The sequence below is a fragment of the Pantoea sp. S62 genome (genome assembly GCF_016658625.1).
In the GTDB taxonomy this organism is placed as follows: Bacteria; Pseudomonadota; Gammaproteobacteria; order Enterobacterales; family Enterobacteriaceae; genus Pantoea; species Pantoea vagans.
Window position 1 is genome coordinate 197,652 of sequence record NZ_JACVVI010000008.1, and the last position, 13,863, is coordinate 211,514.

11 protein-coding genes are annotated in these 13,863 nt (G+C 59.3%); 7 read left to right on the forward strand and 4 right to left on the reverse strand.

Features of this window, described 5'->3' with window-relative positions:
• Window positions 1-63: 63 nt before the first annotated feature.
• Window positions 64-780, forward strand: coding sequence for a two-component system response regulator ArcA (gene arcA, locus IBT54_RS13845; protein ID WP_010253677.1), 717 nt, complete (start codon window positions 64-66; stop codon window positions 778-780).
• 71 nt (window positions 781-851) lie between these two features.
• Here arcA and creA read toward each other — a convergent pair whose 3' ends face one another.
• The gene (creA, locus tag IBT54_RS13850) at window positions 852-1,325 is read right to left on the reverse strand and encodes a protein CreA (protein WP_033731476.1); all 474 of its coding nucleotides are present in this window, start codon (window positions 1,323-1,325) and stop codon (window positions 852-854) included.
• Window positions 1,326-1,519: 194 nt separating this feature from the next.
• Here creA and robA point away from each other — a divergent pair, with 194 nt between their 5' ends.
• Window positions 1,520-2,401: an MDR efflux pump AcrAB transcriptional activator RobA gene (gene robA, locus IBT54_RS13855; RefSeq protein WP_013356708.1), complete on the forward strand. Its 882-nt coding sequence runs from the start codon at window positions 1,520-1,522 to the stop codon at window positions 2,399-2,401.
• 39 nt (window positions 2,402-2,440) lie between these two features.
• On the opposite strand, the gene gpmB is transcribed toward robA, so the two are convergent.
• Window positions 2,441-3,088, reverse strand: coding sequence for a 2,3-diphosphoglycerate-dependent phosphoglycerate mutase GpmB (gene gpmB, locus IBT54_RS13860; protein ID WP_013356707.1), 648 nt, complete (start codon window positions 3,086-3,088; stop codon window positions 2,441-2,443).
• 204 nt (window positions 3,089-3,292) lie between these two features.
• Between gpmB and yjjX the strand changes: the two genes are divergently transcribed.
• The gene (gene yjjX, locus IBT54_RS13865; protein WP_013356706.1) at window positions 3,293-3,811 is read left to right on the forward strand and encodes an inosine/xanthosine triphosphatase; all 519 of its coding nucleotides are present in this window, start codon (window positions 3,293-3,295) and stop codon (window positions 3,809-3,811) included.
• Here the strand turns inward: yjjX and trpR are convergent, their stop codons facing one another.
• Both trpR and sltY read right to left on the reverse strand, forming a co-directional pair.
• Window positions 3,812-4,132: a trp operon repressor gene (trpR, locus tag IBT54_RS13870; protein WP_013356705.1), complete on the reverse strand. Its 321-nt coding sequence runs from the start codon at window positions 4,130-4,132 to the stop codon at window positions 3,812-3,814.
• Window positions 4,133-4,177: 45 nt separating this feature from the next.
• Window positions 4,178-6,097 (reverse strand): murein transglycosylase, encoded by a 1,920-nt coding sequence (gene sltY / locus IBT54_RS13875; RefSeq protein ID WP_041456621.1) that lies wholly within the window; start codon window positions 6,095-6,097, stop codon window positions 4,178-4,180.
• 271 nt (window positions 6,098-6,368) lie between these two features.
• On the opposite strand from sltY, the gene atzF reads away from it, so the two are divergent.
• Genes atzF through urtA form a run of 4 tightly spaced genes read left to right on the forward strand, consistent with a single transcriptional unit; the run spans window position 6,369 to window position 13,792 of the window.
• A complete protein-coding gene (atzF, locus tag IBT54_RS13880; RefSeq protein WP_201252314.1) occupies window positions 6,369-8,165 on the forward strand; it encodes an allophanate hydrolase in 1,797 nt (598 codons plus the stop codon).
• Between the two features lie 2 nt (window positions 8,166-8,167).
• Entirely contained in the window at window positions 8,168-11,785 is a 3,618-nt protein-coding gene (gene uca / locus IBT54_RS13885) for an urea carboxylase (RefSeq protein WP_201252315.1), read from the forward strand.
• A 9-nt stretch (window positions 11,786-11,794) separates the two neighbouring features.
• Window positions 11,795-12,496 (forward strand): GntR family transcriptional regulator, encoded by a 702-nt coding sequence (locus IBT54_RS13890; protein ID WP_013356701.1) that lies wholly within the window; start codon window positions 11,795-11,797, stop codon window positions 12,494-12,496.
• A gap of 27 nt (window positions 12,497-12,523) precedes the next feature.
• Window positions 12,524-13,792 (forward strand): urea ABC transporter substrate-binding protein, encoded by a 1,269-nt coding sequence (urtA, locus tag IBT54_RS13895; RefSeq protein ID WP_033784492.1) that lies wholly within the window; start codon window positions 12,524-12,526, stop codon window positions 13,790-13,792.
• Window positions 13,793-13,863: the final 71 nt, after the last annotated feature.

The window sequence follows — 13,863 nt, forward strand, 5'->3', positions numbered from 1 at the left end:
GGAGAACGCCATACCGCTGTACGCCCTGTTTTCAATTTGTTGGCAAATTTTAGGTAGCTAAACATGCAGACCCCGCACATTCTTATCGTTGAAGACGAACTGGTCACGCGTAATACCCTCAAAAGCATTTTTGAGGCGGAAGGTTATGTGGTGTACGAGGCGACTGATGGTGCTGAAATGCATCAGGTACTGACCGACAATGACGTTAACCTGGTTATTATGGACATCAACCTGCCCGGTAAAAACGGCCTGCTGCTGGCCCGTGAACTGCGTGAGCAGGCCAATGTCGCCCTGATGTTCCTGACCGGCCGTGACAACGAAGTCGATAAAATTCTTGGTCTGGAAATTGGCGCTGATGACTACATCACCAAACCGTTTAATCCGCGTGAGCTGACCATTCGTGCCCGCAACCTGCTGTCGCGCACCATGAACCTGGCGATGCCAGGCGAAGAGCGCCGTCAGGTAGAGAGTTATAAATTTAACGGTTGGGAGCTGGATATCAACAGCCGCTCACTGATCAACCCGAACGGCGAGCACTACAAATTGCCACGCAGTGAGTTCCGCGCCATGCTGCACTTCTGTGAAAACCCAGGCAAAATTCAGACCCGTGCCGATCTGCTGAAAAAAATGACCGGCCGCGACCTTAAGCCGCACGATCGCACCGTTGATGTCACCATCCGTCGTATCCGCAAGCATTTCGAATCCACGCCGGACACGCCTGAGATCATCGCCACCATCCATGGTGAAGGTTATCGCTTCTGTGGCGATCTGCAGGATTAATCCGCTGTCAGATGCGATAAATAAAAAACGCCCCTGCGGGCGTTTTTTTTATGCTCAATACCGCAGTTTAATCAGTGCCACGGCATAATCGGCACGGCGCTGAGCGCATTTTTCGGTGAACCATCGACCACTTTATCGGAATAGGTCAGATAGACCAGAGCGTTGCGCTTTTTGTCGAAGAAGCGTACAACCTGCAGCTTCTTGAAGATTAAAGAGGTGCGCTGGCGGAAGACCACTTCGCCCTCCGCTTTGCCCTGCGCAATTTTATCACTCAGTTCGACCGGCCCCACCTGCTGACAGGAAATCGCGGCATCAGAGGTATCTTCTGCCAGCCCCAGTCCGCCTTTGATACCGCCGGTCTTCGCCCGGCTGATATAACAGGTTACATTTTTAACATCCGGGTCATCGAATGCTTCAACAATGATCTTGTGGTCAGGCCCGAATATCTTGAATACCGTATCAACAGAGCCAATCTGTTCGGCAAGCAGCGGGCTGGAAAAGGTGAGCGTGGTCAGCGCAGCGATCATAAGACGCGTTATTGTCATGGAGTTACCATTGCAAATGGAATAGATGAGAATGTAATGTACTGTTAATCGAACTAATGACCAAACCAAAACGGGTTTAAGCCCGTACTGATTTAGCACAACCTTCCCCGGAAAACGGCCCACGTCTTTTGAGCAATGAGTGCTAATATTCTTCGAATGCGTTTAGCTGCACCACCAGAGTATGAGGATGTTTTATGGACCAAGCCGGTATCATTCGCGATTTGCTTGTCTGGCTGGAGAGCCATCTGGATCAACCCCTTTCACTGGACAATGTTGCCCAGAAAGCCGGTTACTCTAAATGGCATTTACAAAGGATGTTCAAGGACGTAACCGGTCACGCAATAGGTGCCTATATCCGTGCGCGTCGTCTGTCGAAAGCTGCTGTCGCGCTGCGCCTGACCAGTCGCCCGATTCTGGACATCGCCCTGCAGTATCGTTTTGATTCACAGCAAACTTTTACTCGCGCATTCAAAAAGCAGTTTGCTCAGACACCGGCCTGGTATCGTCGCTCTTCCGACTGGAACTCATTCGGTATTCGTCCCCCGATTCGCCTGGACGATGAGACGCAGCCGGAACCGGCTTTCGTTACCCTGCCGGAAACGGTACTGGTGGGACAAACCCAGAACTACACCTGTATTCTGGAGCAGATCTCCAGCTATCGCGATGAGATGCGGATTCACTTCTGGAAGCAGTTCCTGCTGGAAACGGACACGGTGCCGCCGGTGCTGTATGGCCTGCATCAGGTGCGTGCCAGCCAGGACAAAGATGATGAGCAGGAGATTCTCTACACCACGGCGGTGCCTGCTGACAGCGCAGTCAACCTGCACTCCGGACAAAGTGTTATTCTGGAAGCGGGCGATTACGTGCAGTTCACCTACAATGGCCCGCGCGTCAATCTGCAGGAATTTATCCTGCTGCTTTACGGCACCTGCATGCCAACGCTGGGACTGACCCGTCGTCAGGGACAGGATATCGAACGCTTTTATACTCATGGCGGTAAAAAGCGTAGCGAGCCACCGACTGAGATCCGGTGCGAATACCTGATTCCGATTCGCCGCCAGACCGTCGCCAGCTAAGGTCAGGGCTGCCGTCTCAGGACGGCAGCTTTCACGACATCAGCGTTGCAGCTCGTCGAGCGCAGGCGCGTCAAGATGGGAAATATCTCCCGCCGTCTCCACAATCCACCCTTCTGCCAGCCAGGCACTCTGCTGATAATCGACACGTGAGATTGAGCAGTTACGCAGTCGCAGGCGACGTTCTGCATACGCGGGCAGACCGAGAATCGTGCTGACCAGCGATCCCAGCGCCATACCGTGACTGACCAGCAGCGGACGGCTTCCGGCAGGCAGTTCAAGGCAGGCATTCAGCGCGGCGTGCATGCGGGTCGCCATCTCCGTCATCGACTCGCCTTCTGGAATGCGGCCGCCTTCGGTGCCGTTGACCAGCGTGGCGCGCCACTGCTCTTCCTCCGCCGTTAAGCCATCCAGCGGACGCTTCTCCAGCACGCCCATATTCAGCTCACGCAGCCGCGGATCCAGCGTCACTGTGCATCCGCAGGCATCCGCAATAATCTCCGCGGTGCGGCGCGTACGCCCCAGATCGCTGGCAATCACGTGCGTGATGCCCAGATGTTTGACGCGCTCACCGACCTGGTAAGCCTGCTGCTCACCTTTTTCCGTCAGCGGACTGTCGGATTGCCCCTGAATGCGGCGTTCCGCATTCCATACCGTTTCACCGTGACGAACAAGATAGACCTGTAGCATGTTAGTTTCCGTTATACTGCGACAAAAATCGTCTCAGAGCCTGCCCCATCAGGCGTCATTGTTGCAGGCAGTCTGGACACGGAGCGTGCGGAATAACCCGGCGTACACGGAGTACGCGAGGATCGTGGCACTGCTCAGGTTCAGACCAGCCCGTAAAATTGCCTGATGGGCCAGGCTCTTAATCACCTGAGGGTTCAACCAATTATGTACCATGTTGTCGCAGCCACAACCAACCCAGCGAAGATTCACGCGATTGCTCAGGCTTTCAGCGACGTTTTCGGCGAGGGATCCTGCCATATTGAAGGGGTCGAGGTCGATAGCGGCGTAGCAGCACAACCGTTAACCCATCTGGAAACGCGAACAGGCGCACGTCAGCGCGTCATGAATGCCCGCCAGGTCCGGCCTGAAGCGGCGTTCTGGGTGGCGATTGAGGCAGGCATCGAAGATGACACCGCATTTGCCTGGATGGTCGTGGAAAACCAGAAGCAGCGCGGCGAATCGCGCTCAGCCAGTTTTACCCTGCCGCCAGTCGTGCTGGCAGGCCTGCGCGAAGGCCGGGAGCTGGGCGAAGAGATGGCGCGGTTAACCGGCATCGACAATATCAAACACCAGGGTGGTGCTATCGGGGCGTTCACGAACGGCCTGCTCAGTCGCTCCAGTGTCTATCATCAGGCGCTGATTCTGGCACTCTGCCCGTTCGTCCATCCGCTCTATCAGCAGTAATCAGACGCGTCCCAGATGCGCTTCCAGCCAGCGTTTCAGCTCTGGCGGCGCCTCTTTCAGGCTGTTGGAGCCGCGGGTAATGGTCGCGATGCCGACGCCGAGCTCATTTTTCAGCTCACGCTGGCTCATTTGGCCGTTCATCAACTCTTCGATAATCCGCAGTCGGGTGCCGAATGCTTCCCGCTCATCAGGCGTCATCATCAGTTGCATCAGTGGCAATGCATGACCATCGGCAAAGGCCTGCTGCATCAGCACGACAAAGCGTTGCCAGCTATCTTCTGGCGGATGCGCATCGGTAGAGGGGGAATCAGAATGGGTCATGAAGAGGCTTCCGTACTCGCTAAAGAGTACGGAAGCTTAGCACAGCTAGTAACGGCGATTCCACTCAGCATCTGACAGGATCCTGTCAGGCTTGCCCATGAAGTAACGATAATAGGCGTCATACGCCAGCACATTCTTCACGTAGCCGCGCGTTTCAGAGAACGGAATGGTCTCAATAAACGCGACGGCGTCGAGATTGCCTGCACTGGTTTTCTGCCAGCTTCGCACCCGGCCCGGACCGGCATTATAGGCCGCAGAGGCGAAGATCCGGTTCTGGTTAAACTGCTGATAGACATATTCCAGATACTGCGTGCCGATCTGGATATTGGTTTCCGGATCCAGCAGCTGGCTGGTATTGCTGTAGCCAGGAATGTTGTACATCTTCACGGTATGCGCCGCGGTGGCAGGCATAATCTGCATCAGACCGCTGGCCCCGACCGGCGAACGCGCTTTCGGGTTCCAGGCGCTCTCCTGGCGCGAAATCGCCATCGCATAGCTTGGCGGGATCTGTTTGACCTCAGTGTTACGCTCATAGACGCTCTGCCATGCCAGCGGGAAGCGCTCTTTCAGACTGTCCCACATTTTGGCGGTGATGGTCGCCTGCACGCTGAGATCCCACCAGTCCTGCTCATTGGCGTAACGCGCCAGCATCTGCTGCTGCGAGTGGGTGCGGCTGGCAATCAGATTGCTCCACTCGCTGCGTGCCAGATTATCCAGCCCCCAGTACATCAGTTCGCGTACGCGGGCCAGCTCCGGTCCCTGCACCGTGGCACTGTCAGGCTTCGGCGCTTCATCGACCTGCAACGGGTAGTCAACACCGAGCCGCTGGGCGGCCACCATCGGATAGAAGCCACGTGCCTGCATCAGCTTGCGCAGGATCTCTTCTGCTTCCTCTTTGCGATCTTTTTCAAACAGCAGGTCAGCCTGCCAGTATTGCCACTCATCTTTCTCTTTGGCTTCCAGCGGCAGACGGGCGATCCAGGTATTCAGGCCGCGTCTGTCATGCTGAGAAAGCGCCAGGCGCACCCGGCGTTCCACCAGCGCGGTCGACTCACTGTTCATCACCACCGCATCGCGCCAGCGCGCCTGCTCAGAGGTGAGATCGCTGCCCATCATGCGCCAGACCACAATCTCCTTCAGCGCCTGCTCATCTTCCGGCCCCATCTTCTGTGCCCGGACCAGAATCGGAATCAGGCTACGGGCATTTTCCATGTCCTGCCGCGCGACGCGCGTAAAGGCGTAAATCGTGGCCTGACGGGTGAAGTCGGTTGGCCCGACGGCGCTGGCAAAGGTGCTGACCGTTAACGGATCCTGCTGCAGGGACTGTATCGCGTCAGACATGGTCTGATAGTCGGCAGGTAACGTTTTCGCCAGATAACTCACCAGGCTGTCGTTGCCCGCTTTCATCGCCAGCCGGATACGTTCCAGGATGGTAATAGGCGAAACCTGACCGGACGCCTGCCATACCGAGAAGAGCTTATCGCAGTCCGCGGGCAGCGCCGTGCCGCGCAGCCAGATCTGCTTCGCGCCATCAAACGCGGCCTGCTGCTGACCGGTGGCCCATTTGGCGTAATACCAGTTACAGCGTGCCTGCACTGGCTTCGGTTCGGTCGGACTGAAGTTCAGCACGCCCTGCCAGTCCTGACGGTAAGCCAGCACATTAATAAAGCGGGTACTGAGCGAGCGCGCGGGTGGCAGCGTCGGATACTGGCGAATAAAATTCTGCACGGCCAGGGCGGTTTCCTGATCGAGATCCTGTGCCAGCAGGCGATATTGCAGATAAGGGTAGAGCGGATAATCCTGGAGCGTCGGCAACAGCTGATCCACGGTCGCCATCTGGTTGCTGTCCCAGGCCTGTTTAATTTGTTGATAACGTTGCCGTTGTTGATCCAGCGAATCGGCCCATGCGCTGCTGGCCGAACCGACCAGGCAGATCCCTATCATCCAGTTACGCCACTTCACCACGTAAATCTCCTCTGTTGCTGGGCGCCGGCGAGTTGCCAGACAGTCTTTCATGCTAACCGGGCCACCGGACTCTTGCCATGTTCTTCACAAAATTTACGCACACGGACACTAAACGCACCGTCATCGATCAGCGTGCGCGCCGCCATTGTGCAAATTATCATCAGAAAATCTTATCACTGCACGCATTAAACTGTTGAATCATTGCGTTAAAAAAGTGGCACACCCTTTGCTCTGTTGAATCCCATCTTGTATACCAGCTGGAATTCTTCATATGACTTCAACCATCGGCCTGACACTTCCTGCCTGGCAGCAGCGCTATCAGCAGGCTCCGCAACAGATAACCTCACTGCTGACTGAACACCTGGCAGCACTCGACACCCGTGATAATGCCTGGATCTACCTCGCGACACCGGATCAGTTAGCGGCACAGATTGCGCCACTGCTGGCCGATTATCAGCGCGATCCCGGCTCACTGCCGCTGTTTGGTGTGCCCTTTGCGGTCAAAGACAATATCGATGTGGCGGGCTGGCCGACCAGCGCCGCCTGCCCTGCCTTTACCTATACCGCCAGCGAAGACGCGGTCGCCGTCGCCCGGCTGAAAGCCGCTGGTGCCGTCGTCATCGGCAAAACCAACCTCGATCAGTTCGCGACCGGTCTGGTGGGCACCCGTTCGCCTTATGGCGCGGTCAGCAACACCTTTGATGCTGATTATGTCAGTGGCGGCTCCAGCTCCGGTTCGGCATCCGTGCTGGCGCGCGGGCTGGTTGCCTTTTCGCTGGGCACCGATACCGCCGGTTCGGGTCGCGTGCCGGCAGGCTTTAACAATATAGTCGGACTCAAGCCAACCAAGGGCTGGTTCTCTGCGCGTGGCGTGGTGCCCGCCTGTCGCCTCAACGACACTATTTCGGTGTTTGCGCTGACGGCAGAAGATGCGTTTAGCGTCGCCAGTATCATGGGAGGCTATGATGCCGGTGACGCCTATTCGCGCGTGAATCCGCGCACCGCCCCGGCCAGCCTGCCCGTTCATCCCCATTTTGCTATACCTTTGAACCCGGAATTTTTTGATGATGCGGCGGCCGAAGCAGCCTGGGATCAGGCGCTGGAGGCATTACAGACGGGCGGCGCAACGCTGCACCCCATCGACTTCACCCCATTCAGCAAGCTGGCTGAACAGCTTTATTACGGTGCCTGGGTCGCCGAACGCACGGCGGCGGTGGGCGGGATGCTTGATCGTCCGGCGGAGATGGACCCGGTGGTGCATGAGATCGTCGCCAGCGGCCTGAAATACAGTGCGGTCGATGCTTATAAGGCGGAATATCTGCGGGCGGAGCTGACGCGCCAGATCCAGCAGACGCTGGCACAGTTCGACGCGCTGGTGGTGCCCACCTCGCCCACCATCCACACCCTGGAGGAGATGAAGCAGGAGCCGATTCTCTACAACTCGCATTTCGGCACCTATACCAACTTCACCAATCTTGCCGACCTCTCTGCACTGGCGCTGCCCGGCCCGTTCCGCAACGACGATCTCCCGGCGGGTATCACGCTGATTGCGCCTGCCTGGCACGATCGGGCGCTGGCGGAGTTTGGTCTTCGCTGGCAGCAGCAGCTCGCTCTGCCGCTGGGCGCCACCGGCCAGCCCTTCCCGGCCCGGCGCACTTCACTGCCCGCCTCGCCCGACCACGTCAGGCTGGCGGTCGTGGGCGCACATCTGACCGGCATGCCGCTTAATTTCCAGCTCACTGAACGCAAGGCCGTCTGGGTCGAAGAGACGCAGACCGCGCCACACTATCGCCTGTTCGCCCTGCTGGAGGGCGCGATCAAAAAGCCCGGCCTGATGCGTGACGAACAGGGCGCTGCGATCACCGTTGAACTGTGGGATATCCCGGTCGCGCGTTTTGGCGAGTTTGTGGCGGAGATCCCCGCACCGCTGGGTATCGGCAGCCTGACGCTGGCTGATGGCCGGGTGGTGAAAGGCTTTATCTGCGAAGGCTCGGCGCTGAAGAGCGCGCTGGAAATTACTGAGACGGGCGGCTGGCGCAACTGGCTGGCCTCACAGGGGAGTCACTGATCATGTTCACCACCGTACTGATTGCCAACCGCGGCGAGATTGCCTGCCGCGCCATTCGCACCCTGAAGCGCCTGGGCGTGAAAAGCGTCGCAGTTTACTCTGACGCCGATCGCAATACGCAGCACGTTAAGCAGGCGGATATCGCTATCGCGCTGGGCGGCGACAAAGCCAGCGACAGCTATCTGCGCATCGACAAAATTCTGGCGGCGGCGCAGCAGAGCGGCGCGCAGGCGATCTGGCCGGGCTACGGTTTTCTTTCTGAAAGCCAGCCGTTTGCTGACGCCTGCGACGCGGCGGGCATCGCCTTTGTCGGCCCCACCGCGCAGCAGATTGGTGAGTTCGGTCTGAAACACCGCGCCCGTGAGCTGGCTGCCAGCGCGGGTGTCCCGATGACGCCAGGCACACCGCTGCTTGCTTCGCTGGAGGAGGCGTTACAAGCTGCCGATGACATTGGCTATCCGGTGATGCTGAAAAGCACGGCGGGCGGCGGCGGCATTGGCCTGACGCGCTGCGCCGATGCCGATGCGCTCGCCAGCGCCTGGGAGAGCGTACGCCGTCTGGGCGAACAGTTCTTCAGTGATGCCGGCGTGTTTCTGGAGCGCTGTATCGATCGCGCCCGCCACGTTGAAGTGCAGATTTTTGGTGACGGCAAGGGCAACGTGGTGGCACTGGGGGAACGCGACTGCTCCCTGCAGCGCCGCAATCAGAAGGTGGTGGAAGAGACGCCTGCACCCGGGCTGTCGCAGGCGACGCGTGACGCCCTGCTCGCCTCAGCGGTACGGCTGGGTGAGCTGGTCAACTACCGCAGCGCAGGCACCGTGGAGTATATCTACGACGTCAGCCAGCAGGCCTTTTACTTTCTGGAAGTGAACACCCGTCTGCAGGTGGAGCATCCGGTCACCGAATGCGTCACCGGACTCGATTTGGTGGAGTGCATGTTGCAGGTAGCGGCAGGCGATGCGGTGGACTGGTCACGTCTGCAGCAGCCACCCAAGGGCGCGGCCATTGAGGTGCGGCTTTACGCGGAAGATCCGCTGAAGAACTTTCAGCCCAGCCCTGGCCTGCTTACCGGCGTCACCTTCCCTGACGGCGTGCGGGTCGACAGCGGCATCGAAACCGGCAGTGAAGTCTCCAGCTTCTACGATCCGATGATCGCCAAGCTGATTGTCCATGCCGACACCCGCGATGCGGCGCTGGAAAAACTGCATCAGGCGCTGGATGCCACGCAGTTGCATGGCATCGCCACTAACCTCGACTATCTGCGCCAGATTACCACCAGCGACGCCTTTCGCACTGGCAACGTCTGGACGCGCTATCTCGACAGCGTCGTCCCTGCCGCCTCCGTGGTGGAGGTACTGCAGCCCGGCACCTTCAGTTCGGTTCAGGACTACCCTGGCCGCCTCGGCTACTGGGATATCGGTGTGCCGCCATCCGGCCCGATGGATGACTTCGCGTTCCGGCTGGCTAACCGCATCGTCGGTAACCATGACACGGCTGCAGGCCTGGAGTTTACTTTGCAGGGGCCGACGCTGCGTTTCCACTGTGATGCCATTCTGGCGCTGACCGGCGCGGACTGCGACGCCCGGCTCGATGGTGAACCGGTCAGCTACTGGCAGCCGCTGACGGTGAAAGCCGGACAGACTTTGGCACTGGGACGCGCCCGGCAGGGCTGCCGCAGCTATCTGGCGGTGCGCAACGGCTTCGACGTGCCGGAGTATCTGGGCAGTCGCAGCACCTTCTCACTGGGCCAGTTTGGCGGTCATGCCGGACGCACCCTGCGGGTGGCCGATATGCTGGCGATCTCACAGCCTGAACGGGCAGCCTGCACCACGCCTGCCCCCGTCAGCGACCCGCAGCCGCTCGATGCCGCGCTGATTCCGCACTACGGCACCGAATGGCGCATCGGCGTGCTCTACGGCCCGCACGGCGCACCGGACTTCTTCACCCAGGCCGCCATCGACGAGTTCTTTGCCAGCGACTGGCAGGTACACTACAACTCCAATCGCCTCGGCGTGCGGCTGGTTGGCCCGAAACCGACCTGGACCCGCGCCAACGGCGGCGAAGCGGGCCTGCACCCCTCCAACGTTCACGACTGTGAATATGCCATTGGCGCGGTCAATTTCACCGGCGACTTCCCGGTGATCCTGACACATGACGGCCCGAGCCTGGGCGGTTTTGTCTGTCCGGTGACCATCGCCAAAGCCGAACTGTGGAAAGTGGGCCAGGTCAAACCTGGCGACACCATCCGCTTCCACCCGATTACGGCCGACGATGCGCTGGCGCGGGAAAAAGCGCAGATGCACCTGATTGAAACCCTGCGGCCGGAACATCCGCCGACCTTTGCCGTGCCGTCACTGGCCGAAACCGCCCACGGCTCCGCCACCATTCTGGCCGCCATTGAGGCTACCGGTAGCACGCCGAAAGTGGTCTATCGCCAGGCGGGCGACAAATATGTGCTGATTGAGTATGGCGACAACGTGCTGGATCTGGCACTGCGCCTGCGCGTCCACCTGCTGATGAATGCCCTGACGGCGCAGGCGGAGCCAGGCGTCGAGGAGCTGTCGCCAGGCGTGCGATCGCTGCAGGTGCGCTACGACAGCCGTATCATTCACCAGTCCGCCCTGATGTCGCTGCTGCTGGCGCTGGAAGCGACGCTGGGCGATGTCAGCACGCTGAAAGTCCCGTCGCGCGTGGTGTGGATGCCGATGGCATTTGAAGACAGCGCCACGCTGGGTGCGGTCAGCCGCTATCAGGAGACGGTGCGTGCCAGCGCGCCATGGCTGCCGAACAATGTGGACTTCATCCAGCGTATTAACGGCTTAAGCAGCCGCGAGCAGGTGCGCGACACCCTGTTCGACGCCAGCTATCTGGTGCTGGGCCTGGGCGATGTCTACCTCGGCGCGCCCTGTGCCGTGCCGATCGATCCACGCCATCGCCTGCTGAGTTCTAAATACAGTCCGGCACGCACCTTTACCGCCGAAGGCACCGTCGGGATTGGCGGCATGTACATGTGCATCTACGGCATGGATTCACCCGGCGGCTATCAGCTGGTGGGCCGCACGCTGCCTATCTGGAACACCTTCCTGAAAAACGCACAGTTCGCGCCCGATGCGCCGTGGCTGCTGCGCTTCTTCGATCAGGTGCGCTTCTATCCGGTGAGTGAAACCGAGCTGAACCAGCTGCGCGAAGATTTCCGGGAAGGTCGTGCCAGCCTGCGGATTGAAGAGACGCAGTTTGATTTTGCTGCCCACCAGCAGTTCCTCGCCGATCACGCCACTGAGATTGCCGCGTTCCGCCAGCGCCAGGCCACTGCCTTTGAACAGGAAGTGCAGCTCTGGGCGCAGGAAGAACAGAACGCGCCAGCGGCGGATGAGGCGCAGGCCAGCGCTAGCGCGGAGGAGGAAGCCGGGCTGGCGGTGCAGGCGGATCTCAATAGCAACATCTGGAAAGTGCTGGTACAGCCGGGCGACGCGGTCAGCGCCGGACAGACGCTGATTATTGTTGAGGCGATGAAGATGGAGCTGGCGATTGTCGCGCCGCAGGCCGGTCGGGTCACGCGGATTGCCTGCCAGGCGGGCCGTCCGGTGAGTCCAGGCGACAACCTGCTGTGGCTGGAATAAGGAGCGGCAATGACAACCCAACCTCAATCCCCTAAAGCGCGTCCGGAAGCGCTGGCCGAACGGGTCTATCAGGCGCTGAAGGCCGATATTTTCGCCTTTCGCCTGATGCCGGGCGATCGTTTCAGCGAAAGCGAAATCGCCGGACGGATGGCGGTCAGCCGCACGCCAGTGCGCCAGGCGTTGTTCCGGCTGGAGCGCGAAGGCTTTGTCGAAGTCTGGTTCCGCAGCGGCTGGCAGATCAAAAACTTCGATTTTGCCTGGTTCGAATCGCTGTATGACCTGCGCACCGTGCTGGAGTGCGAGGCGGTAAAACGCCTATGCGCCCTGCCCGCGCCGCAGTGTGCCGCGCTGTTAAGCGAACTGAACCAGTTCTGGTGTGAGGCAGAGGCGCTCACCGAGGGCCTGGTAGTGTCGCAGCATGACGAGGCGTTTCACATGACGCTGGTCGCGGCAGCGGGCAATCCGGAGATGGCGCGCATTCACGCCGAACTCACGGAGAAGATCCGCATTATTCGCCGGCTCGACTTTACCCGCGATGACCGCGTCTGGGCCACCTATCAGGAACATGCACAGATTTTACAGGCCATTTTTCAGCAGCAGACAGGCGAGGCGCAACGCATCCTGACCGATCATATCGCCGTCAGTAAGGCGGAGGTCAGGAAGATCACCCTGCACCGCCTGCAGCAGGCCCGGCTCCAGCTCACCGAATAACATAACAACCACTCAGGGGTTTAAATGATGAAAAGACGTTCGTTGATCAAGGCTTTCGCCCTCTCCGCCACCGTTGTCAGTCTGGGTTTCGCCTGGAGTGCGCAGGCGGCTGACACCATCAAAGTGGGGATCATGCATTCACTCTCCGGCACCATGGCGATTTCAGAAACGCCGCTGAAAGATGTGGCGTTGATGACTATTGATGAGATCAACGCCAGAGGCGGCGTGCTGGGGAAAAAGCTGGAGCCGGTGGTGGTCGATCCCGCCTCTAACTGGCCGCTGTTTGCCGAGAAAGCGCGTCAGCTGCTGACGCAGGATAAAGCGGCGGTGGTATTTGGCTGCTGGACCTCGGTATCACGCAAATCGGTGCTGCCGGTCTTTGAAGAACTGAACGGCCTGCTGTTCTATCCGGTGCAGTATGAAGGGGAAGAGATGTCACCCAACGTCTTCTACACCGGCGCGGCACCTAACCAGCAGGCGATTCCGGCGGTAGAGTACCTGATGAGCGAAGATGGCGGCAGCGCCAAACGCTTCTTCCTGCTGGGCACCGACTACGTCTATCCGCGCACCACCAACAAAATCCTGCGCGCCTTCCTGCACAGCAAAGGCGTGGCGGATAAAGATATCGAAGAGGTTTATACGCCGTTTGGTTACAGCGACTATCAGACCATTGTCTCCAACATCAAAAAATTCGCGGCAGGCGGTAAAACGGCGGTAGTTTCGACCATCAACGGCGACTCCAACGTGCCGTTCTACAAAGAGCTGGCTAACCAGGGCATCAAAGCCACTGACATTCCGGTGGTCGCCTTCTCCGTGGGCGAAGAGGAGCTGCGCGGCATCGACACCAAACCGCTGGTGGGTCAGTTAGCGGCCTGGAACTATTTCGAGTCGATCGATAATCCGACCAACGCGAAATTCGTCGCCGATTACCGCGCTTACGCCAAAGCACACAACCTGCCGAACGCGGCTACCGTCGTCACCAACGACCCGATGGAAGCGACCTATGTTGGCATTCATATGTGGGCGCAGGCGGTGGAAAAAGCGGGCACGACGGACGTGGATAAAGTGCGGGCGGCAATGGCCGGTCAGACCTTCAAAGCGCCGGATGGCTTTACTCTGACTATGGATCAGACCAACCATCATCTGCATAAGCCGGTCATGATTGGCGAAGTGGAAGAGAACGGCCAGTTCAGCGTGGTGTGGCAGACCGATAAGCCGGTGCGCGCGCAGCCGTGGAGCCCGTACATTGCCGGTAACGACAAGAAGCCCGATCACCCGGTGAAGACCGCGCAGTAAGCGCGCGTTGCTGATGAGAAAGCGTCACCCGCAGTGACGCGGCAGCACGGCAGCCACTTTTCAGGCTGCCG

Excerpts from the sequence above, each read along its gene's own strand:
- creA (WP_033731476.1), bottom strand. The coding sequence starts at position 1,325 with ATGACAATAACGCGTCTTATGATCGCTGCGCTGACCACGCTCACCTTT.
- urtA (WP_033784492.1), top strand. The coding sequence starts at position 12,524 with ATGAAAAGACGTTCGTTGATCAAGGCTTTCGCCCTCTCCGCCACCGTT.
- yjjX (WP_013356706.1), top strand. The coding sequence starts at position 3,293 with ATGTACCATGTTGTCGCAGCCACAACCAACCCAGCGAAGATTCACGCG.
- trpR (WP_013356705.1), bottom strand. The coding sequence starts at position 4,132 with ATGACCCATTCTGATTCCCCCTCTACCGATGCGCATCCGCCAGAAGAT.
- arcA (WP_010253677.1), top strand. The coding sequence starts at position 64 with ATGCAGACCCCGCACATTCTTATCGTTGAAGACGAACTGGTCACGCGT.
- robA (WP_013356708.1), top strand. The coding sequence starts at position 1,520 with ATGGACCAAGCCGGTATCATTCGCGATTTGCTTGTCTGGCTGGAGAGC.
- IBT54_RS13890 (WP_013356701.1), top strand. The coding sequence starts at position 11,795 with ATGACAACCCAACCTCAATCCCCTAAAGCGCGTCCGGAAGCGCTGGCC.
- atzF (WP_201252314.1), top strand. The coding sequence starts at position 6,369 with ATGACTTCAACCATCGGCCTGACACTTCCTGCCTGGCAGCAGCGCTAT.
- uca (WP_201252315.1), top strand. The coding sequence starts at position 8,168 with ATGTTCACCACCGTACTGATTGCCAACCGCGGCGAGATTGCCTGCCGC.
- gpmB (WP_013356707.1), bottom strand. The coding sequence starts at position 3,088 with ATGCTACAGGTCTATCTTGTTCGTCACGGTGAAACGGTATGGAATGCG.